The following is a 22498-nucleotide window of genomic DNA, read 5'->3' on the forward strand; positions in this document are numbered from 1 at the left end:
GAGAATGAGGGGAGGCTGCCGTGTTCCTAGGCACCTATGCCCCCAAGCTGGACGATAAGGGCCGGGTCATCTTGCCCGCGAAATTCCGCGACGAACTGTCGTCGGGCATGGTCGTCACTCGCGGCCAGGAGCGGTGCCTCTACGTTTTCAGTCAGCGCGAGTTCGAGAACATTCAGGTCAAGGTGCGACAGGCATCTCTGACGAGCAAGCAGAATCGTGATTTCCTGCGGCTTTTTCTCTCGGGCGCAAACCAGGAGATCCCCGACAGCCAGAACCGCGTGACCATTCCTGCGAACCTGCGTGAGTACGCGGGGCTGGGGCGGGAGCTGACCGTCATCGGCGCGGGAGATCGCGCCGAGATCTGGAACACCGAGGCCTGGAACGCCTACTACGAGAGCGCCGAAGCCGACTTCGCCAATACGACGGAGGAGGTGATCCCGGGTCTCTTCTGATTCCTGTTCTCACACTCGTTGACGCTGACTCCCAGCCGTACGCCCTGGCTTTCTTCCCCGATGCCAGGTCGCACCGGATGGGGATCAGCGTCAACGATGAAGTCCTTCGAATCTCCCGGATCAACATGGCTGACAACACCATCCACACCCCGGTCATGCTCGAACGCACCATCGAGCTCCTGGCTCCTGCCCTCGAGCGTGATGGAGCTGTGCTCGTCGACGCAACGTTGGGGATGGCGGGCCACGCCGAGTCGTTTCTCGAGCGGTTTCCACGCATCACCCTCGTCGGAATCGACAGGGACCAGGATGCGCTCACCATCGCGCGTCGCCGGCTTGAGCCGTTCGCAGGGCGGGTTCACTTCGTGCATGCCGTGTACGACGAGTTCGGCCGGGCACTGGCTGGACTCGGAATCCCGAAGGCCTCGGGAATCCTGTTCGACCTCGGTGTCTCGTCGCTCCAACTCGATCGGGTCGAGCGCGGGTTCTCCTACTCCAAGGATGCTCCGCTGGATATGCGGATGGACGCATCGAGCGAGCGCACGGCCGCACAGATCCTGGCGACCTACAGCGAAGAGGAACTGCGTCGCATCTTCTACCAGTACGGCGACGAGAAGCTCGCCCCACGGTTCGCGAGCCGAATTGTGCAGCGTCGCGTTGACAAGCCCCTTGAAACCTCGGCCGAGCTGGTTGAGCTCGTCATCGCCGCCACCCCCGCCGCCGCCCAGCGCGCCGGTCACCCCGCGAAGCGGGTATTCCAGGCGTTGCGCATCGAGGTCAACCAGGAGTTGGCTGTGCTCGAACGCGCGATCCCGGCAGCGGTCGACTCCCTCGAGGTCGGTGGCCGCATGGTCGTGCTTTCGTACCAGTCGCTGGAAGATCGCATCGTCAAACGCGTGGTGCAGGCTCGGTCGGCCTCGACGGCTCCACGAGGACTTCCCGTCGAACTGCCCGAGCACCGCCCAGAACTCAAGCTTCTCGTCCGCGGGGCGGAGCTTGCGACCGACGAAGAGAAGTCGCGCAATCCACGCGCCACTCCTGTACGGCTCAGAGCCGTCGAGAAACTTAGGGAAATAGCATGAGCGGCACAGCTGCGTACGCCCGACCGCTTGTCGCTCCGGCCCCGTCGCCCCATCGTCACATTGAGATCGTCACCACGCGTGAACAGCGCAGGGCCCGCCCGAAGCTGGCCTACGCGGTGGTCACTATCATGAGTCTTTTCGCGATCTTCGCGGCCCAGCTGTTGCTGAGTATCGTCGTCTCCGATGGTGCGTTCCAGATCGAGGCTTTGCAGCAGGAACAGAAGGAACTGCTGCGTACGCAGGATGCACTCAGCGAGAACCTGAACCTCTATGGCTCGACGCAAAACCTCGCGACGCAGGCGGCCCACCTGGGGATGGTGCCGAATCCAGCGCCGCTGACGCTGAACATGGACACCGGCGCAGTCTACGGCTCACCCGGGACAGCCGACCCGATGGGATGCGGCGGTAGCTGTAACCTCATCACGAATTCGCTGCTAGCCGGGATGCCCCTGGTGAACGCCACGGGGGCGACAACAGGAAACGCCGTGGCACCTGTCGTGGCACCAGCCGCCGCATCGCAGACTGGTGATGCACCGCCGGCCACGAACGCGCTTCCGGCGCCGGTGACCCGTTGATTCTGACCCGTTGATCCTGACCCGCCGAACCTGAGGATGCGCACGACATGAGAACACGCAGCGGCCGCGCCAGGATTTCGCTCGCTGTGCTTATCGTCTTCGCGATCGTCAGTGTCTTCGTCGTTCGGCTGGTGGATATCCAGGTGGTTCGAGCTGACGAGTTCAATGCGGCATCCCTCGACAAGCGGGGTAAGACGATCACGACCTATGGCGTGCGCGGCGACATTATCGACGCGAACGGTGCCGTCCTCGCCGACAGTGTGCTGCGATACGACATCACTGCATCGCCGAGGGTCGCCCTCCTGCCACAGAATGCCGCGGTGTCGGTTCCAGCCCAACTTGCGGAGATCGCCGCCATTACCAAACAGGACCCGGCCGCGATGTACGCCGAGATCCTGGCCGATCCCACCTCCGACTTCATGTATCTCGTCAAGGGCGTCACGCTCGACGTGTTCGAGCAGATCGATGCGCTCGACGTTTCGTGGATCTACCCTGAGCGAAAGTCCGCCCGAAGCTACCCGAACGGGGAGATCGCCGGGAACCTCGTCGGATTCATCGGAACGGATGGTCCGCAGGCCGGCCTCGAGTTGAGCCAGGACGAGTGCCTCGCGAGCGACAACGGTTCGGTGACGTACGAGAAGGGTGAAGACGGAACCGCCCTTCCTGGCAGCGAGGTCGTGACGCAACAGAGCAAGAACGGTGGAACGCTGCGGTTGACCATCGATCGTGACCTCCAGTTCTACGTGCAGCAGCGCATGGAGCAGACAGCGCTCGAGCTCGGTGCGACCTGGGCGACGGCGGTCGTCATCCGCGTCGCCGATGGCCATCTGATGTCTGTCGCGGACTGGCCCACGCTCGATCCGAACAACGTCGACGACGCACCGCGTGAAGCCCTGGGTTCGCGGGCCTTCAGCACGCCGTACGAGCCGGGATCCACGATGAAGGCCCTGACCGCGGCATCCCTCGTTGATTCGGGCGCGGTCAGCCCGGGGGATGGCGTGGTCGTGCCCTACTCGCTCGAGCAGCCCGACGGCAGCTCAATCCACGACGCGTTCTACCACGACACCGTGAATCTCACCCTCGCGGGAGCTTTGGTCGAGTCATCCAACGTCGCTGTCGCACAGTTCACCGACAGGTTGCCAGCGCCGAAACGCCATGACTACATGGCTGCCTTCGGCCTCGGGCAGTACACGGAGGTGAATTTCAACGGTGAATCCGCTGGCCAGCTCCCCGACGCCGACCAATGGTTCGGGCGCACGAACTATGCGGTGCAGTACGGCCAGGGGATGAGTGCCACCTCGGTCCAGATGGCCAGTATCTTCCAGACCATCGGTAATAAGGGCGTCAGGATGCCCGTGACCCTCGTCGAGGGCTGCGAGCACTCCGACGGCACGAACACCGGGGTTTCGACTACCGGTGGCAGGCAGGTGCTGTCCGAGTCGGCGGCAGGGCAGACCGTGGCGATGATGGAGCAGGTGGCGAACAAGAGCGGCTCCGCCCCGAGGCTGCAGATTCCCGGCTACCGTACGGCGGTCAAAAGTGGGACCGCGGAGGTAGCGGTCGACGGCGGGTATTCGGATAATAACGTCGTGATCTCCTACGCAGGAGTAGCCCCGGCAGACGATCCGCAGTACGCCGTCGTCGTGACTGCTGGCATCCCCGATAGGGTGTTCTCGGGACTCATCGCCCCGACCTGGCGCGATGTCATGGCCCAGACCCTCACCACTTTCCGGGTGCCGCCGTCAACATCTCCGGCTCCTGACTTGCCCGTGAACTGGTGAAGCCACCGAAATCCGACGGCCAGGAGCAACAGCCAGCGATGTACCGAACGAAGATCAGTAACCACAGCGACATGATGGTTGTTCGATGATCGATCTGCGAATCGACGAGATCGTGGAGGCGGTCGGTGGCGCGCTCGTGGGAACCCCGGATTGCGGGTTGCTCGTGGTCGGTGGCGACGTTCACACCGACTCGCGGAAGGTTGTGCCCGGGTCTATTTTCTTCGCACTGCCCGGCGAGCTCACTGACGGTCACCTTTTCGTCCAGGCAGCCGTGGATGCCGGAGCAGCTCTTCTCGTCGTCGAGCGGGAGCAGCCGGTTTCTGTGCCCCAGATCGTTGTGGCCGACGGGTTGCTGGCACTCTCGTCCCTCGCGAGGGTCGTGGTGTCCCGGGTGAGGTCCAGCGGCGACCTGAAGGTCGTCGCTGTCACAGGATCCAATGGCAAGACGACCACGAAGAATATGCTCTGGGCGATTCTCGCTGACCAGGGCAGCACCGTCGCGCCGCTTGGCTCATTCAACAACGAGGTGGGGGCTCCCATTTCGATGCTCGGCATCACTGAATCGACTCGTTTTCTCGTTGTCGAGATGGGCGCTGATGCCATCGGCGACATCACCAAGCTCGTTTCGATCGCGAAACCCGACGTCGGCATCGTGTTGACCGTGGGGCTCGCTCACGTCGGCAAGTTCGGCAGTCCCGAGGTGACCCAGCTGGCGAAGTCCGAGATGGTCCGCGACCTCCCCCCGACCTCGTTTGCCGTACTCAACGCTGATGACGGTCGAGTCAGCCGCATGGCTGAGCTCACCTCGGCGCAGCTGTGCTGGTTTGGGTTGGATGCCTCCGCAGACGTCAGGGCGATAGATGTGGACACGACCGTGGACGGCACGTCGTTCACTCTTCTCGTCGACGGTTACTCCCACTCGGTGCAGTTGCGCATCCTGGGGGAGCATCACGTGACGAACGCCCTCGCGGCCATCGCGGCGACGCGCGCGCTGGGAATCGATGTCGCGGCCGCGGTTCGCGCACTCGAGACCATGACCAGAGCCGAGCGATGGCGTATGGAGGTCATGGAGAATCCTGATGGGGTCGTCATCATCAACGATGCCTATAACGCGAGTCCGGACTCCATGGCGGCAGCGTTGAAGACTCTTGCCCAGGTCACGGGGCCCGAGCGTCGCTCGTTCGCCGTGCTGGGTGAGATGGCGGAGCTGGGCGATTACGCCAACGAAGAGCATGATCGCATGGGCCGTCTCGCCGTGCGTCTGAACGTGAAGCAGTTGGTGGTCGTCGGTCATAACGCTCGCCATATTCATAATGCCGCCGGCCTCGAGGGGTCGTGGGATGGCGAGTCGATTCTCGTCGACACGGTCGACGAGGCCTACGACGTGCTGCATGGCAGGCTGCGCAAGGGTGACGTCGTGCTGGTGAAATCATCCAATTCCGCTGGCCTGCGCTTTTTGGGTGACAGGCTGGCCGGGATCACCACGTGATCGCCCTTCTCGTGGCCGGCGGAACCGGACTGGTCTTCACCCTCTTCCTGACGCCACTGTTCATCAAGCTCTTCAACCGGCTCAAGTGGGGCCAGTTCATCAGGGATGACGGTCCACAGACGCACCACACCAAGCGCGGCACGCCCACCATGGGTGGGATCATCTTCATCCTTGGGTCGATAGTCGGGTACGTCGTCGGACATATCGTGGGCAGGGTCGACATGACCCTCGTCGGCATGCTCGTGATCTTTCTGATGGTCGGTCTGGGCGCCGTCGGATTCGTCGACGACTTTTTAAAGACGCGCAACCAGCGAAGCCTGGGGCTCGGTGGATGGTCCAAGGTGCTGGGCCAGGTGATTGTCGCGGGTATCTTCGCCGCGATTGCTCTCAATTTTCCTGACGAGAACAACCTGACCCCTGCATCCACGATGATCTCGGCCGTGCGGGATATCCCCTGGCTCGACTTCGCTACGTTTGGCGTGATCGGCGGTGGAATCGCGTTCGCGCTGTGGTCGACGCTCATCATCGTGAGTGCGTCCAATGGCGTGAATGTCGCTGACGGGCTTGACGGTCTCGCTACCGGCGCGTCCATCTTCGCGCTGTCCGCGTACATCTTCATCGGCTTCTGGCAGAACAATCAGGCCTGTTACAGCACCAGCCTCCTCGACGAGAACCTCGCGTACTGCTACAACGTGCGAGATCCACTCGATCTTGCCGTGATTGCGGCCGCGATCGTCGGAAGCCTTGTCGGATTCCTCTGGTACAACACATCTCCGGCGCAGATCTTCATGGGCGACACGGGCTCACTGGGCCTGGGTGGAGCTCTGGCGGCGCTGGCGATCCTGACGCGCACCGAGCTTTTGCTCGTGCTGATCGGTGGCCTGTTCCTCGTGGTCACCGGTTCGGTCATCCTGCAGCGGGCTTACTTCAAGGTGACAAAGGGCAAACGCATCTTCCTGATGAGCCCGCTGCACCACCACTTCGAACTCAAGGGCTGGGCCGAGATCACCGTGGTGGTGAGGTTCTGGATCATCGCCTCGCTGTTCGTCGCCTCTGGCGTCGGCATCTTCTATCTCGAATGGGTCACTCGCTAGCCATGCGCGATCTCGACACGCTCACGAGCTGGAACGCGGAATGGCGGGGCCTTCGGGTCGCCGTTCTGGGGCTCGGGGTGAGCGGCTTTGCGGCCGCCGACACCCTCCTGGAGTTGGGTGCAGAGGTGCTTGTCGTCGCGGCCGCGGCCGGGGACCTGCGTCGCCAGATGCTCGATGTGATCGGCGGACGGTTCGTGCAGCATCACGGAACCGACACGATCCCGGCGGAGCTGGCTGGCTTCGATGCCGAGCTGGTGATCGTGTCACCGGGGTTCGGTCTCGATCACCCCCTCATCGCCTGGGCTTCGGCTGGCGGCATCCCGATCTGGGGCGACATCGAGCTCGCCTGGCGCTTGCGTGACAAGCTGCGCAGCCCCGCGGAGTGGATCGCTGTCACCGGCACCAACGGCAAGACAACCACGGTGCAACTGACCACCCATCTCCTGGTCGCCGGTGGCCTTCGTGCCGTGCCTGCCGGCAATATCGGTGTGCCCGTGCTTGACGCGATCCGCGACCCGCAGGGCTTCGATGTGATCGTGGTCGAACTGTCAAGTTTCCAGCTGCACTGGATGCCGCGCAGCGGCCCAGGGGCCATCGCACCGCTCGCCAGCGTCTGCCTCAACCTCGCCGACGACCATCTCGACTGGCACGGTTCGCGTGAGGCTTACGTGGATGCCAAGGCCACGGTCTACTTCAACACGAAGATCGCCTGCGTCTATAACCGAGCCGACCTCGCGACGATGCGCATGGTCGAAGACGCGGAGGTGCTCGAGGGATGCCGAGCGGTCGGCTTCGGGCTCGATACCCCGGGGCCCAGCGACCTCGGAATGGTCGACGGAATCATTATTGATCGAGCATTCCACGAGGATCGCCATAATTCTGCGATCGAACTCACCACTCATGGCGAGCTCGCCGCCGTCGGGCTCTCGAGCCCGCACATGCTGGCCAACGTGCTGGCGGCATCCGCGCTCGCGCGGTGCGCCGGTGTGGCTGCCGAGTCCATCACGGGCGCGCTCACTACCTTCACCATCGATCATCATCGTACGGAGGTGGTCGCCCGGGGCGGGGGAGTGTCCTGGGTTGATGATTCGAAGGCGACCAACTCCCATGCGGCTGACGCGTCACTGCGTTCGTTCGAGTCCGTGGTGTGGATCGTGGGCGGTCTGCTGAAGGGTGTGGACATTTCCCTGCTCGTCTCCACGCACGCGGCGAGGCTTCGTGCGGTAGTCGTCATCGGCCTCAACCGTGAACCTGTGGTTGAAGCATTAGCGCGACACGCGCCTCAGGTGCCGGTGTTCGAAGTGCTCGCAACAGACACTGATGAGGTGATGCCTGAGGCGGTCAAAGCTGCCGCCGGTGTCGCCGTGAACGGCGACACCGTTCTCATGGCTCCGGCCGCGGCATCTATGGACCAGTTCATCGACTATGCGGACCGCGGCCGGCGATTCGCCGCGGCCGTGAACGATTACCTGGAAGGTGGCGCAGATGACGACCAGACATCCGCGCGGCCACCCACGGGGACGCCCTAACCCCCAGTCCGGGCCCGGCCCGTCGACTGCCAGGATCCCTTTGCGCCGCATTTTCGCCGCTGAGAACAGCAACTACTTCCTCCTTTTCGGCGTCACCCTGTTTCTCGTCATCTTCGGCCTCGTCATGGTGCTGTCGTCCTCTACGATCGAGTCGTACATCGCCGAGCAGGGCTTCTTCGGCCGTTTTGCACGGCAGGGACTGTTCGCGGTCATCGGTATCCCGCTGATGCTCGTTGCATCGCGCCTGCCCGCGGTTTTCTGGAGAAAATGGGCATGGCCGGCACTTCTCATCGGAGGCGGTTTACAACTGTTGGTTTTCGTCCCCGGAATCGGCATCGTCTCCGGTGGTAACCGAAACTGGATCGCAATCGGCGGGTTCACCGCCCAACCGTCGGAGTTTGTCAAAATCGCCCTGATCGTCTGGGTCGCCTGGATCCTCTCCACCAAGCAGAGTGTTCTGGAGGACTGGCGCCACGTCCTTCTCCCGATCGCACCGATCTCGGCCGCAGCGATCGGCTTCGTACTCATCGGCGGCGACCTCGGAACCGCTGCAGTGATGATCCTCATCCTGTTTGGGCTCCTCTACTTCGGGGGAGTCAGGTTCAGGTTCCTCGCCGTCGGCGCCGCAGCGGTTGCGGTGCTCGCCTACCTGTTCTCCAAGGCGAACTCCTCCCGCACCTCGCGTATCGAGATCTGGCTGAATGGATGCACGGCCGACGACTACTCCGGATACTGCTGGCAGCCCGAGCACGCCAACTGGGCTCTCGCCGCCGGGGGATGGTTCGGCAAAGGGCTCGGCAACTCCGTCGCGAAGTGGAACTGGTTGCCTGCAGCAAGCAGCGACTACATCTTCGCGATCATCGGGGAAGAGCTCGGCCTGATCGGCGCCATTGTTGTGCTGGTCTTGTTCATCGTTCTGGCTATCGCTTTCGTGAGGATCATCCGCGCGAGCACAGACAGTTTTGCCCGCATCGTTACCTCCGGCGTGATGGTCTGGGTCATCGGACAGGCATTCGTCAACATCGCGGTGGTGTTGGGCGTGTTGCCGGTGCTGGGGGTTCCACTGCCGCTGATCTCGGCGGGCGGCACGGCCCTGATCGCCAACCTGCTCGGTATCGGCATCGTGCTCTCGTTTGCTCGAACGACACGAGCGTTTCCAGAGCCCACCATCGAGCAGAGCCCGGCTGAGCGCTCGCGAATGCTCGCCGCTCAGCGACTACGCTCGCGCGTATGACCACATACCTCCTGGCGGGCGGTGGAACCGCGGGCCACGTCAACCCGCTGCTTGCTGTAGCCGACCGATTGCGTGAACGAGAGCCTGGATCCACTGTGCTCGTGCTCGGCACGCGGGAGGGGCTCGAGGCCAGGCTGGTTCCCGAGCGGGGCTACGAACTGCTCACGATCGACCGAGTGCCCATGCCTCGACGACCAAATGCGAAAGCGCTCGAGTTTCCGCGCGCTCTCCGGGGCACGATCGATGCCGTCAGGAAGATCATCGTCGATCATTCGGTGGACGTCGTCGTCGGATTCGGGGGCTACGTCTCGGCGCCCGCATATCTTGCTGCCAGGGCCGAACACGTTCCGCTGGCGATCCATGAGGCGAACGCGCGACCGGGACTGGCGAACCGGATGGGGGCGATGTTCACACCCTTCGTCGGCGTGGCATTCGAGGGCACGAAGATCAGGGGTGGCAGGTTCGTCGGTATGCCGCTTCGACGTGAGATCGAGCAACTCGACAGGTTCGAGGCACGCGGGGAGGGCATCCGCCTCTTCGGCCTGGATGGGGGAAAGCCGACGCTGCTGGTCACGGGAGGATCGTCGGGAGCCAGGAGTATCAACGCCACGATCTCCGAGTCGATCACCCTCATCCTCGGTGCAGGCTGGCAGGTCATCCACGTCACCGGGGAGTATCGCGATACCGTCATCGACCCGAAGCTCGCGGGCTACGTCGTCGTCAAATACATGGATCGAATGGATCTCGCGCTCGGTGTCGCCGACCTGGCGCTGGGACGATCAGGCACCTCCACCGTTGCCGAGGCGGCGGCGCTCGGCATTCCCGCCGTGTTCGTGCCGTATCCGGTAGGTAATGGAGAGCAGCGCCTCAATGCTCGCGGTGCCGTGGCTGCCGGCGGTGCCATCCTCGTCCGTGACTCGGCATTCACGCCGGAGTGGGTCGCTGACCAACTGGTGCCATTGCTGCGCGACCGGGCGACGGTCGCCGAGATGGCGGTTCGGATGTCAACCACGGGCGCTCTCGACGGAACCGACAGGATGGTCGAGCTCATCGGCCGCGCCCTCGCGTCCAAATAGCGTCGACGGGGTAAAATCAGGCCAATGATCCATCCTGACCTCACCATGGCGTTGCCCACGAAACTGGGTGCCGTGCATTTCACGGGTATCGGCGGTAGCGGGATGAGCGGTATCGCGAGGCTTTTCCTCTCCGCGGGTCACACCGTCACCGGGTCAGACCGTTCGGAAAACCACAACACGACTGGCCTGCGTGACCTGGGTGCGACGGTGTTCATCGGTCACGACGCTGCCAATGTGGGCGCAGCGAATGCGCTCGTCTACACCGGTGCGCTCTGGCCAGACAATCCCGAGTACCTCGAGGCGGTCCGCCGCGGCATCCCTGTGCTCCACCGGTCACAGGCGCTGGCCTGGCTGATCAACCACAAACGGCTGGTCTCCGTGGCTGGTGCGCATGGCAAGACGACATCCACCGGCATGATCATCACCGCGATGCTCGCTCTCGATGCTTCTCCGAGCTTCGTCAACGGGGGAGTGATCCAGTCTCTCGGCGTCAGCTCGTCGTTTGGTGAGGGGGAGCTCTTCATCGTGGAGGCCGACGAATCCGATGGATCGTTCCTGCTGTACGACACGGCCGTGGCGCTCATCACGAATGTCGACGCAGACCACCTCGACCACTACGGCAGCCATGACGCGTTCGACGCTGCCTTCGTGACGTTTGCCGAGCGTGCGAAAGAGCTCGTGGTGGTGTCCAGCGACGACCCGGGTGCGGTGAGGGTGACGGGCATGCTCGACCATCGCCGTGTGCTGACATTCGGTGAGGATGCCGCGGCCGATGTGCGCCTGCATTCCGTGGTCACCGACGGCCCCGTCGCCTTCCAGCTTTCGTGGCAGGGGCAGGATTACCCAGCCACTCTCACCATTCCCGGTCACCATAACGCGCTCAACGCGGCCGGGGCGTTCGCGGTGCTCGTCGGGTTGGGTTTTGACCCGACGAAATCTTTGGACGGTATCGCGACATTCGCGGGCACCGAACGCCGGTTCGAGCTTCACGGCACGGTGCGTGGCGTGCGGGTTTACGACGACTACGCGCACCATCCGACCGAGGTTGCCGCCGCACTCAGCGCAGCACGCAGCGTGGTGGGTGGCGGCAGGATCATCGCCGTGCACCAGCCCCACCTTTACAGCCGGACGCGTGACATGGCCGGGGAATTCGCTGAGGCATACGAACAGCTCGCCGACCACACGATTGTGCTCGATGTGTTCGGTGCCAGGGAAGATCCGATCCCCGGGGTGACGGGAGCGACTGTCTCTGAGCTGTTCACCGATCAGGGCAGGGTGGATTACCTGCCCGACTGGCAGCAGGCTGCCGACCGGGCAGCCGAGATCGCTCGTGATGGCGACCTCATCATGACCCTCAGTTGTGGGGACGTCTACCGCATAGTTCCCCAGCTTTTGTCGTCCCTCGATGAGATCAGGCGGGGTTAGCCGGTGAAACGCCCTGACGGCTTCGATCCGAAGCCCAGCGAACCGCCACCACGACGTAAGCGACTCTCCGCGTCATTTCCGTCGGCACAGCCGACACCCGCCCCCCAGCGCACACCTGTCGCGGTGCGACGGCCAGTGGCCAGCGCTCCGGTGGGCGCTCCACCGGCACCGATCGCTCGGGAGACGATTCGGGAGACACCAAAACCGAACCGACAAGAGCGTTCTCCCCGGATATCCCGAGGTGCTTCGCGACGCGCTGCGCGACCGGATGCCTCAACCCGAGCCGACATGCGACGCGCGGCTCGCGAGCGACGCAGGTTCGAGCGAGCCGAGGTCAGGCGCTTCACCCGTCGTGCCCGCAACCGGAACATCGGTTTCGCCGTCGCGGGCGCACTGTTGGCGACAGTGATCGGACTGATTTTTGCTGCCGTCTACTCGCCGATCCTTGCTCTGCGCACCATCACGGTCGACGGCACATCACGCATCGATGCCGCCGAAGTTCAGACGGCTGTCGAGGGGCAGCTCGGAACGCCGCTCGCGTTGCTCGACCATGACGCGATCACGAAGGATCTCACGGTGTTTCCGCTGATCCGCAGCTACGTGACCGAGATAGTGCCGCCCGACACTCTTCGCATCCACATCACCGAGCGCGCGCCGGTCGGTTCGGTGAAGGCGGGCGCCATCTACGAACTCGTCGACCCGGCCGGAATCGTTCTCCAGCAATCGGCGGAGCGCATCGCCGGAGTTCCGATCCTGAACGTGCCGAGCGGCGACCTTACCGGGCCGGCTTTCTCGTCGATGGTGGCAGTCCTGCTGGCTCTTCCTCCGGAGACCCTCGCGCAGGTCGACAGCGTCACCGCCAGCACCCAGGATGATGTGGCGCTCGTGTTGACGGGTGTTGGACAGGGCGTCACGTGGGGAAGCGCCGATGATTCGGTGCGCAAAGCGAGCCTGCTAAAAGCACTGATCGGACTTACGGATCCGAATCAGCCCGGAGTGTTCGACGTGTCTGCGCCGGGCAACGGAATTTTCCGCCCCAGCTGATGCTGCCGCGGCGGGGCCGTTGCGCGACATTCGGGCATGCACATGCGACACGCTGGCACTGTTGCGCTCTGTGCGGTCATGGTCGACCTACTCTCAACACAGGAAATGCATACTGAGCATAACTTTATACCTCAACTAGAGGTTTAGAGTCTGCAACGGGCAGAGTGTGCAGCGCAGTGGCAGCGGAGGCCGGAACGTGACATCAAACCAGAACTACCTGGCGGTAATCAAGGTAGTAGGCATCGGTGGTGGCGGAGTAAACGCCGTCAACCGCATGATCGAGCTCGGCCTTCGTGGCGTCGAGTTCATTGCCATCAACACGGATGCCCAGGCACTGCTGATGAGCGATGCCGACGTCAAACTCGATGTCGGTCGCGAACTCACGCGCGGGCTCGGTGCTGGCGCTGACCCCGAAGTCGGCCGTCGTGCCGCCGAGGACCATGCCGAAGAGATCGAAGAGGCGCTGGCTGGCGCTGACATGGTCTTCGTCACTGCGGGGGAGGGCGGTGGAACCGGTACCGGAGGCGCGCCAGTGGTCGCGCGCATCGCAAAGTCGATCGGCGCCCTGACGATCGGTGTCGTGACAAAGCCCTTCGGGTTCGAGGGAAAGCGTCGTTCTTCCCAGGCTGAGGTCGGTGTAGAGAACCTGAAGAACGAGGTTGACACTCTCATCGTCGTGCCCAACGATCGCTTGCTCGAGATCAGCGATCGCGGCATCAGCATGCTCGAAGCGTTCGCCACCGCAGACCAGGTGCTGCTCGCCGGTGTGCAGGGCATCACCGACCTGATCACCACACCCGGGCTCATCAACCTCGACTTCGCCGACGTCAAGTCGGTCATGCAGGGTGCCGGCTCGGCTCTTATGGGTATCGGCTCGGCCCGCGGTGCGGATCGCGCCATCAAGGCCGCCGAACTCGCCGTGGCTTCTCCGCTGCTCGAAGCGTCGATCGAGGGCGCCCACGGAGTGTTGCTGTCAATCCAGGGTGGCTCGAACCTGGGAATCTTCGAGATCAATGATGCAGCCAGGCTGGTCCAGGAAGCCGTGCATCCTGAGGCGAACATCATCTTCGGTGCGGTCATCGACGACACCCTCGGTGACGAGGTGCGTGTAACAGTGATCGCGGCCGGATTCGACGGGGGCACCCCGCAGGCGAAGCCCGGCGAGGTTCGGCGCACAAACTACGTGATCCCCGAAGCCGGGGCAACCGGAGCCACCGTTGACGCGACAGATTTCAAGCCACCACTGGCAGAAACCCAGCCGTGGTCACCAGAGCCGAGTCTCGTGCGGGCAGCGCCTGTCGACCGCAGCTTTGACGACGATGAGTCCGACCTCGACATCCCCGACTTCCTCAAGTAGACGTCGGTGACCGCAATGGCGTCGCTGGCTGAACGGCTTGACGCGGTGCGCGAGGGTGTTGCGGACGCCGCGCGAGAGGCGAACCGTGACGTCGCCGATGTGACGACCATCGTGGTCACCAAGTTTCATCCGGCATCCATGGTGCGGGAGCTGCATGACCTGGGTGTGCGGGATTTCGGGGAATCCCGCCACCAGGAGGCACAGCCCAAAATCGCGGAACTGCACGAACTCGAGGCGAGCTGGCACTTCATCGGCCAGCTGCAGTCGAAGAAGGCGCGCCAGGTGGCGACATACATCGACGTGATCCATTCGGTGGATAGGGATTCCCTGGCCGTCGCTCTCGCCGGCAATTCGCTCGACGTGTTCATCCAGGTGAACCTGACGGACGATCCGGGCCGCGGCGGCGTTGATCCCGATGGCATCCATCACCTGGCCGAGCAGCTGCTCGCAGCGGAGGGCGTGGAGCTTCGAGGCCTGATGGCGGTAGCGCCGCTGGGCCGCGAACCGCGACAGGCGTTCGCCACCGTCAGGGAACTGTCAGAACGACTCAGATCAGTCGCTCCGCGGGCTGACGCCCTGTCGATAGGCATGTCCGGCGACTACCGCGAAGCAATACTCGAAGGCGCGACACACCTGCGCATTGGCACGGCAATCACGGGCAATCGGCCCGCACCCGGTTAATCTCAACATACAAGCTTCACCACTCGGAGGAATAAAATGGCAAATCCACTGCGCAAGACCATGGTCTACCTGGGCCTCGCGGATGAGGACTACGACTACGAGCAGGCACCGTCTGCTCCGGTCGCGCCGGTGGCCCACCACACCCCGACTCCGGCGGCCAATCGCGCCCCGGTCACGCCCATGCGTCGCTCCGGCAATGCGCGGCCGGCTGTCACAGAGATGAATGAGATCCTGACGGTGCATCCGCGCCAGTACAAGGATGCCCAGGTCATCGCCGAGAACTTCCGTGAGGGTATCCCGGTCATCATCAACCTGTCGCAGATGAGCGAGCCGGATGCTCGTCGACTCATCGACTTCGCGAGTGGCCTGTCGCAGGGGCTGTACGGAAAGATCGAGCGCGTGACGAGCAAGGTCTTCCTGTTGTCGCCGGCTCACGTGGCCGTGAGTGGCGACCACGCTGAGGCCGAGTCCGACGTTGACGCATCGTTCTTCGCGCAGCAGTAAACTGTAAGTGTGACCACAGTTTCACCCGTCTCCATCATCGCCCTGATCCTGACATTGGCCCTGACGATCTTCATCGTCGTTATGTGGGCCCGATTCATTCTTGATCTGGCTCGCACGTTCGCGCGACGCTGGCGGCCCCAGGGTTTCACGCTGGTGATAGCCGAAGCGGTCTTCGTCATCACAGACCCGCCCATCAAGCTGGTGCGACGGGGAGTTCCACCACTGCGCATCGGCGGGGCGGCAATCGACTTCTCCTGGAGCATCGTGATGCTTGCGGCCATCATCCTCAATTCCATCGTCGGCGGATTCATCTGATCGACGGTGGTGATCTCCCGTGGAGTCTGTCGTTGTACTGTGGGGAGGGAATTCTGTTCGACCACGTGGACAAGACGTGGGTTGCAAACGACCACAGTGCGTAGAATGGCGTGCGTTGGCTCAACAACACGTAGACGTCAAGCGTCTCGCTAACAACAAGAAAGAGTGTGAGGTGGCGGCGATGGCTTTAACTCCTGAAGACGTTGTGAACAAGCGGTTCCAACCGACCAAGTTCCGCGAGGGTTACGACCAGGACGAGGTCGATGATTTCCTCGATGAGGTGGTCGTCGAATTGCGACGGCTCAACCAGGAGAATGAGGAGCTACGCCAGCGACTCATCGCCAGCGACTCACGCATCAACGATCTGCAGCGTTCCGGCGCACAGGACGCTCCTGCACAGGCCACACCGAGCTTCGTCCAGCAGCCCGAGCCGGTCGCCATCGAGCCAGCTCCCGTGCCCGCCTCGGCGCCCGCGGCAGTGCAGTATGCGCCTACCTCGTCGATCGACACGTCAGACACCGGCGGCACGAACAACCTCCTACAGCTGGCGCGCCGTCTGCACGAGGAGCACGTTCGCGAAGGCGTGGAAAAGCGCGACGCACTCATCGCTGAGGGTCACGCCACGGCAGCCCGAATCGTCGAAGAGTCCGAGAGTGGTCACCGCGCCCAGATCGAGACCCTCGACCAGGAACGCCAGAAGCTCGAACACCGGGTCGACGAGCTGCGCAACTTTGAGCGCGAATACCGCCAGAAGCTGAAGGGCTACATCGAGAGCCAGTTGCGTGAGCTCGACATCGAGAGCAATGTGCTGACGTCGTCGCAGGGTGCCGCGAGTGCGTTCATCGACGCTCCGGAATCAGATGCTGCCGAGTTCGCGGACGCTTCGGCAGGCACGGACCACCAGGCACAGGATGGCAAGCAGCCGCCCGCGAACTTCCCAGGTTTTGCCGGAAACTGAATCACAGCAGGCGACGGCCGGTAGACGTGAGGTAAGCGCAAGCGCCCTCGCGGTACTGGCCGTTGTTGCTGTGTTCGCGTATACCGTCGACAGGGTGAGCAAGATCCTGGTCGTGGAAAATCTCACCCTCGGCGCTCCTGTGGACGTCATCGGCCAACTGCTCCAGTTCAGGTACGTAGAAAACCCCGGAGCCGCGTTCTCCCTCGGTTCAGGGTCCACCTGGATCTTCGCCATCATTGCGGCCGTGGTCACGATCTTTATCGTCATCTTCGCGCGACGCATCCGTTCGACCGGCTGGGCCGTGTTGTTCGGGATGCTGCTGGGCGGCAACCTCGGCAACCTCACGGATCGGCTGATCCGGCCTCCGGGCTTCGGTATCGGTCACGTGGTCGATTTTCTCCAGGTGTATGGATTCCCTGCCATCTTCAACGTCGCTGATATCGCGATCGTGTCGAGCATGGGCCTGTTCATCCTGCTGACGATCCGTGGGGTCGGGCTCGACGGCAAGCGTTCTTCGAAAACAGCGGAGCCGCAGGAGCCCGCCACTTTGGATTCACGGGCCACAGGCACCCCGGCACCGACAGATCAGGCCTGACCGTGGAATCACGCAGTCTTCCCGTCCCGGACGGACTCGCGGGTGAGCGGGTCGATTCTGCGATAGCGAAGCTCCTCGGATTCTCGCGAACCTTCGCAGCGGAGGTCGCAGAGCTCGGTGGCGTTCAACTCGATGGCCGCGTGTTGGTCAAGTCGGATCGGCTGGTCGCGGGAGGCTGGCTCGAGGTCAGCTGGCAGTCGAAGGTCGAGCCATCCATCATCCCGATCATCGTGGAAGATCTCGGGATCGTCTGGGACGATGACGACATCATCGTGATCGACAAGCCGCCCGGGGTCGCGGCCCATCCTTCCATCGGCTGGGACGGTCCGACTGTGCTCGGCGCACTGGCGGGTGCGGGGTTCAGGATCGCGACCTCCGGCGCCGCTGAGCGGGCTGGCATCGTTCACCGTCTCGATGTGGGCACCAGCGGACTGATGGTCGTCGCGAAGACTGAGGCCGCGTATACGGCACTCAAGCGGGCGTTCCACGACCGCCTGGTGCACAAGATCTACCGCTCCGTCGTGCAGGGGCATCCGGATCCACTCACCGGGACGATCGATGCCCCCATCGGTCGCCACCCGGGGGCGAGCTGGAAGTTCGCCATCACTGCAGACGGTAAGTCGAGCGTGACCCACTACGAGACCCTGGAAGCTTTCCCGTCTGCATCTCTTCTCGAGATCGAGCTCGAGACCGGTCGCACTCACCAGATCCGCGTGCACATGGCAGCGCAACGACATCCCTGCGTCGGCGACACGATGTATGGCGCAGACCCGACTATCTCCGCGAAACTCGGTCTCACCCGCCAGTGGCTCCACGCCAAGCGGCTGGGGTTCGAACATCCCGCAACGAGGCAACCCGTCGAGTTCCAGAGCCCGTATCCGGCGGACCTTCAACACGCACTTGAGGTGCTTCGAGCCGACTAGATCCCCGACTATGGCGCGTCAGTTTTTCGCCATGCCGAGCCGGGCTTATGGTGGGATTCACCCCCACGAGCAAGTGAAGAGAACCAGTGGCATCCAGCGATTCCTTCGTGCACCTTCATGTGCACAGCGAGTATTCGATGCTGGATGGAGCGGCCAGGATCGAGCCCCTCATGGATGCCGCGGCCGAGCAGAAGATGCCCGCCATGGCCGTGACCGACCACGGCAACATGTTCGGCGCATACGAGTTCTGGAAGCAGGCGACGGCAAGGGGCATCAAGCCGATCATCGGAACCGAGGCGTACATCACGCCCGGTACGTCCCGGCGTGAGAAGACCCGGATCCGCTGGGGCCAGAACCACCAGAACCAGGACGACGTCGGCGGTTCGGGGTCGTACACCCACATGACGCTCCTGTCCGAGAACAACGAGGGCATGCACAACCTCTTCAGGTTGTCGTCGCTGGCCTCCATCGAGGGGTTCTACTTCAAGCCCAGGATGGATCGCGAGCTGCTGAGCCAGTACGGCAAGGGCATCATCGCGACAACCGGGTGCGTCGGTGGCGAGGTGCAGACGCGCCTGAGGCTCGGTCAGTACGAAGAAGCCAAACAGGCGGCATCCGATTTCCGGGATATCTTCGGCGCTGGCAATTTCTATGCCGAGATCATGGATCATGGCATCGACATCGAGAAGCGCACGATGAACGACCTGTTGCGCCTCGCGAAAGACCTCGACCTGCCACTCGTCGCGACTAACGACCTGCACTACACGCATGCTCACGACTCGACAGCGCATGCAGCCCTGCTGTGCGTGCAGTCGGCCTCGACGCTCGACGATCCCAACCGCTTCAAGTTCGACTCGGATGAGTTCTACCTGAAGAGCGCGGCCCAGATGCGGCACCTCTTCCGGGACTATCCCGAGGCCTGCGACAACACACTGCTCATCGCCGAGCGCTGCGAGGTCAGTTTCGAACGTCGCGACCTCATGCCGAGATTCCCCGTGCCCGAGGGCGAGACCGAGGCGAGCTGGTTCGAGAAAGAGGTGGCGGTGGGGATGATGCGCCGCTTCAAGAACGCGCCATCCGAAGCTCACCTGGCGCAGGCAAAGTACGAGGTCGACGTCATCAAGCAGATGGGCTTCCCCGGCTACTTCCTCGTCGTCGCCGACTTCATCGCATGGGCCAAGGCACAGGGCATCCGTGTCGGGCCGGGTCGAGGCTCCGCAGCGGGTTCCATGGCGTCGTACGCGATGGGTATCACCGAACTCGACCCGATTGCCCACGGCCTGATCTTCGAGCGATTCCTCAACCCAGAGCGTGTCTCGATGCCCGATGTGGATGTCGACTTCGACGACCGCCGCCGCGGTGAGGTCATCCGTTACGTCACAGACAAGTACGGCGACGACCGCGTCGCGCAGATCGTCACCTACGGCACCATCAAAGCGAAGCAGGCGCTCAAGGACTCCTCACGGGTGCTCGGAATGCCGTACTCGGTGGGAGAGAAGCTCACGAAGGCGATGCCGCCGCCTGTGATGGGCAAGGACATGCCCCTGAGCGACATCCACAACAAGGATGCCGATCGTTACAAGGAGGCCGGAGACATCCGTGCCCTCATCGAAACCGATGGCGAAGCCGCCAGGGTCTTCGAGACCGCGAAAGGCATCGAGAACCTCAAGCGCCAGTGGGGAGTGCATGCCGCCGGGGTGATCATGTCTGCCGAGCCACTGCTCGATGTGCTTCCCATCATGAAGCGCGAGGACGACGGCGCGATCATCACGCAGTTCGACCAACCTCCGCTCGAGTCTCTCGGCCTGATCAAGATGGACTTCCTCGGGTTGAGGAACCTGACCGTCATCGAAGATGCCCTGCGCATGATCGAAGCCAACACCGGAACCAGGCTCGTCATCGAGGATCTGGATCTCGACGCGGACCAGGCAACCTACGACCTGCTCGCCCGCGGTGACACGCTCGGTGTTTTCCAGCTGGACGGCGGCGCCATGCGCGCGCTGCTCAAACAGCTGAAGCCCACGAACTTCGAAGACATCTCGGCCGTCATTGCGCTGTATCGTCCGGGCCCCATGGGCATGAACTCACACACGAACTACGCGTTGCGCAAGAACGACCTGCAGACGATCGACGCCATCCATCCCGAGCTCGAAGAGCCGCTGCGCGACATCCTCGGTACCACCTTCGGGCTGATCGTCTATCAGGAGCAGGTGATGTCGGTCGCGCAGAAGGTCGCTGGTTTCTCGCTCGGGCAGGCCGACGTGCTGCGGCGAGCGATGGGCAAAAAGAAGAAGAGCGAACTCGATAAGCAGTTCGCGGACTTCGAGGCCGGCATGGTCACCAACGGATACAGCAAGCCGGCGGTGAAGGTGTTGTGGGAGACCCTGATGCCGTTCGCCGACTACGCCTTCAACAAGGCACACAGCGCCGGATACGGCGTGCTGAGCTACTGGACCGCCTATCTCAAGGCCAATCATCCCGCTGAATACATGGCCGCCCTCCTCACCAGCGTCGGTGACTCCAAAGACAAGCTCGGCATGTACCTCAGCGAGTGCCGTCGCATGGGCATCAAGGTGCTCGCCCCTGACGTCAACGAATCATCTGTCGACTTCACCGCTGTCCCGGCTGAGGGCACGAGGGGAGACGTGAGGTTCGGTCTCGGTGCCGTTCGAAACGTCGGATTCAACGTCGTCGAGGCAATCTCCAGATCCCGCATCGAAAAGGGACGATTCACGTCATTCCACGACTTCCTGCGCAAGGTACCTTTGCAGGTCGCGAACAAGCGCACCGTCGAGTCGCTGATCAAGGCAGGAGCTTTCGACTCGCTCGGAGCCACCCGCAGGGCCCTCGTCGAGATTCACGAATCGGCGGTCGATGGCGCAGCCAGTGAGAAGCGCGCAGAAGCGAACGGGCAGGTCGGTTTCGACTTCGACAGCCTGTGGGATGAGCCAGAGCAGGCCCAGCACGTTCCCGACCGTCCGGAGTGGGCGAAGCGCGACAAGCTCGCCTTCGAACGCGAGATGCTCGGGCTGTACGTTTCAGATCATCCTCTTGCGGGGCTCGAGATCGCCCTCGCGAAGCACCAGACCGCATCCATCACGGAGATCATGAGCGGGGATGTCGCGGCCGACGGTGAGCACGTGACCATCGCGGGTCTCATCACCAGCGTGCAGCATCGCGTCGCGAGGAACAGCGGCAACCAATACGGCATCATCACGGTCGAAGATTTCGCGGGAGAGATCAGTGTCATGTTCCTGGGCAAGACCTACCAGGAATTCTCACCCGGGCTCACTAACGACGCGATCGTCGTGGTTCGTGGGCGCGTGAGCGTTCGCGATGACGGGATGAACCTGCACGCGGTGAGCATGTTCGTTCCAGACACCGGTTCGAGTCTCGGGTCGGGTCCGATCGTGATCGCGGTGCAGGAGACGAGGGCGACCACAGAGATTGTGACAGCCCTGAACGACGTACTGATCCGTCATTCCGGGTTGAATGAGGTGCGTCTCAAGCTCATCAAGGGTGACACGGCCCGCGTCTTCGAAATCCCGTACCCGGTGACGGTCTCGGCGGATCTCTACGGCGAACTCAAGACGCTGCTCGGCCCGAACTGCCTCGCCTAGACGCCCGATTTCGGTCACTGGCGCGTCCCCGTCGGATGCACTGCGCGGTCCTTCAGCCACATGAAGGAGATTTCTTCTGCTCGAGGACGTGAGTCACGGGAGGCAGGGCTTCGGCTGGGGTTCCTCCTTCATGTGGCTGGGGAGGGATGGCCCGGCATGCCGCAGCGCGGAACGCTAAGCGGTCTCGCCCGGCCTGAAGTAGCGACGCTCGTGGTAGAGCAGTGCGTCATCGTCGTCACCGAGGGAGCCGTCTTCGATCTGCACGACGATCACGCCGCTGTTGAGAACAGGATGCACCTCGACGACGGTTCCGAGCATCCATGCCGTCACGTCCTCGAGAATCGGGACTCCGTGCGGGCCGGCGTGCCAGTGCTCGCCCACAAACCTGACAGCGTGGTCGGCGGCCATTCGTTCCGCCTGGTGTCGGGAACGTGGCCCGAGCGTATGAATCACCACATGGTTTCCCACAGTCATCGCGGGCCATGAGCTCGACGCCTGGGCCATGTTGAACGTGGCCATGGGTGGAACTGCCGAGAGTGAGGCCAGCGAAGTGGCAGTGAAGCCAGCCGGGGATCCGTCGGGCATCAACGCGGTGACGACTGCGACTCCCGCGGCATGGCGGCGGAAGACACGCTTGAAGGCGTCCATGCCGTCGACGGGGACGTCGTGCCCTTCGGCCGACGCGGGGTGAGGTGATGTTGTCTCGTTCATGCTGTGTTGTCAATCATGCTCCACCTCCGACGACTCGCTCGACACTGGCAACACAT

20 protein-coding genes are annotated in these 22498 nt (G+C 63.1%); 19 read left to right on the forward strand and 1 reads right to left on the reverse strand.

Annotated features, from left to right (window positions below; genetic code table 11):
• Positions 1-20: 20 nt before the first annotated feature.
• The 19 genes from mraZ to dnaE all read left to right on the forward strand — a co-directional run bounded on the left by mraZ (position 21) and on the right by dnaE (position 21731).
• Complete coding sequence (gene mraZ / locus IEW81_RS13855) at positions 21-452, forward strand: division/cell wall cluster transcriptional repressor MraZ (RefSeq protein ID WP_097061047.1); 432 nt, start codon at positions 21-23, stop codon at positions 450-452.
• Between the two features lie 125 nt (positions 453-577).
• Positions 578-1531, forward strand: a complete 954-nt coding sequence (gene rsmH / locus IEW81_RS13860; RefSeq protein ID WP_097061459.1) for a 16S rRNA (cytosine(1402)-N(4))-methyltransferase RsmH — start codon at positions 578-580, stop codon at positions 1529-1531.
• Complete coding sequence (gene ftsL / locus IEW81_RS13865) at positions 1528-2106, forward strand: cell division protein FtsL (RefSeq protein WP_097061046.1); 579 nt, start codon at positions 1528-1530, stop codon at positions 2104-2106. Before rsmH ends, ftsL begins: the two co-directional genes overlap by 4 nt.
• 47 nt (positions 2107-2153) lie before the next feature.
• Positions 2154-3887 (forward strand): peptidoglycan D,D-transpeptidase FtsI family protein, encoded by a 1734-nt coding sequence (locus IEW81_RS13870; RefSeq protein WP_097061045.1) that lies wholly within the window; start codon positions 2154-2156, stop codon positions 3885-3887.
• A gap of 85 nt (positions 3888-3972) precedes the next feature.
• On the forward strand, positions 3973-5376 hold the full coding sequence (locus IEW81_RS13875; RefSeq protein WP_097061044.1) for a UDP-N-acetylmuramoyl-tripeptide--D-alanyl-D-alanine ligase: 1404 nt from the start codon (positions 3973-3975) through the stop codon (positions 5374-5376).
• Entirely contained in the window at positions 5373-6470 is a 1098-nt protein-coding gene (mraY, locus tag IEW81_RS13880) for a phospho-N-acetylmuramoyl-pentapeptide-transferase (protein ID WP_097061043.1), read from the forward strand. The genes IEW81_RS13875 and mraY overlap by 4 nt, the downstream gene beginning before the upstream one ends.
• A gap of 2 nt (positions 6471-6472) precedes the next feature.
• On the forward strand, positions 6473-7999 hold the full coding sequence (gene murD / locus IEW81_RS13885; protein ID WP_097061042.1) for a UDP-N-acetylmuramoyl-L-alanine--D-glutamate ligase: 1527 nt from the start codon (positions 6473-6475) through the stop codon (positions 7997-7999).
• Positions 8000-8039: 40 nt separating this feature from the next.
• The gene (ftsW, locus tag IEW81_RS13890) at positions 8040-9233 is read left to right on the forward strand and encodes a putative lipid II flippase FtsW (protein WP_218840024.1); all 1194 of its coding nucleotides are present in this window, start codon (positions 8040-8042) and stop codon (positions 9231-9233) included.
• Positions 9230-10309 carry a UDP-N-acetylglucosamine--N-acetylmuramyl-(pentapeptide) pyrophosphoryl-undecaprenol N-acetylglucosamine transferase gene (locus tag IEW81_RS13895; protein ID WP_097061040.1) on the forward strand — a complete coding sequence of 360 codons (1080 nt, stop codon included), beginning with the start codon at positions 9230-9232 and terminating at the stop codon, positions 10307-10309. Before ftsW ends, IEW81_RS13895 begins: the two co-directional genes overlap by 4 nt.
• 24 nt (positions 10310-10333) lie before the next feature.
• Complete coding sequence (murC, locus tag IEW81_RS13900; RefSeq protein ID WP_097061039.1) at positions 10334-11734, forward strand: UDP-N-acetylmuramate--L-alanine ligase; 1401 nt, start codon at positions 10334-10336, stop codon at positions 11732-11734.
• Between the two features lie 288 nt (positions 11735-12022).
• The gene (locus IEW81_RS13905; RefSeq protein WP_097061038.1) at positions 12023-12778 is read left to right on the forward strand and encodes an FtsQ-type POTRA domain-containing protein; all 756 of its coding nucleotides are present in this window, start codon (positions 12023-12025) and stop codon (positions 12776-12778) included.
• A 196-nt stretch (positions 12779-12974) separates the two neighbouring features.
• Positions 12975-14135 (forward strand): cell division protein FtsZ, encoded by a 1161-nt coding sequence (ftsZ, locus tag IEW81_RS13910; RefSeq protein WP_097061037.1) that lies wholly within the window; start codon positions 12975-12977, stop codon positions 14133-14135.
• Positions 14136-14150: 15 nt separating this feature from the next.
• Positions 14151-14816, forward strand: a complete 666-nt coding sequence (locus tag IEW81_RS13915; protein WP_097061036.1) for a YggS family pyridoxal phosphate-dependent enzyme — start codon at positions 14151-14153, stop codon at positions 14814-14816.
• A gap of 36 nt (positions 14817-14852) precedes the next feature.
• Complete coding sequence (locus IEW81_RS13920; RefSeq protein WP_097061035.1) at positions 14853-15320, forward strand: cell division protein SepF; 468 nt, start codon at positions 14853-14855, stop codon at positions 15318-15320.
• A 9-nt stretch (positions 15321-15329) separates the two neighbouring features.
• Positions 15330-15635, forward strand: coding sequence for a YggT family protein (locus IEW81_RS13925; RefSeq protein ID WP_229671416.1), 306 nt, complete (start codon positions 15330-15332; stop codon positions 15633-15635).
• Positions 15636-15816: 181 nt separating this feature from the next.
• Positions 15817-16593: a DivIVA domain-containing protein gene (locus IEW81_RS13930; protein WP_097061457.1), complete on the forward strand. Its 777-nt coding sequence runs from the start codon at positions 15817-15819 to the stop codon at positions 16591-16593.
• A gap of 94 nt (positions 16594-16687) precedes the next feature.
• Complete coding sequence (gene lspA / locus IEW81_RS13935; RefSeq protein WP_229671417.1) at positions 16688-17188, forward strand: signal peptidase II; 501 nt, start codon at positions 16688-16690, stop codon at positions 17186-17188.
• A 2-nt stretch (positions 17189-17190) separates the two neighbouring features.
• Entirely contained in the window at positions 17191-18111 is a 921-nt protein-coding gene (locus tag IEW81_RS13940; protein WP_097061033.1) for an RluA family pseudouridine synthase, read from the forward strand.
• An 86-nt stretch (positions 18112-18197) separates the two neighbouring features.
• Positions 18198-21731 carry a DNA polymerase III subunit alpha gene (gene dnaE / locus IEW81_RS13945; RefSeq protein ID WP_097061032.1) on the forward strand — a complete coding sequence of 1178 codons (3534 nt, stop codon included), beginning with the start codon at positions 18198-18200 and terminating at the stop codon, positions 21729-21731.
• Between the two features lie 174 nt (positions 21732-21905).
• On the opposite strand, the gene IEW81_RS13950 is transcribed toward dnaE, so the two are convergent.
• Positions 21906-22442: a flavin reductase family protein gene (locus IEW81_RS13950; protein ID WP_097061031.1), complete on the reverse strand. Its 537-nt coding sequence runs from the start codon at positions 22440-22442 to the stop codon at positions 21906-21908.
• Positions 22443-22498 lie beyond the last annotated feature (56 nt).

The organism is Salinibacterium xinjiangense, from assembly GCF_014645015.1.
In the GTDB taxonomy this organism is placed as follows: Bacteria; Actinomycetota; Actinomycetes; order Actinomycetales; family Microbacteriaceae; genus Rhodoglobus; species Rhodoglobus xinjiangensis.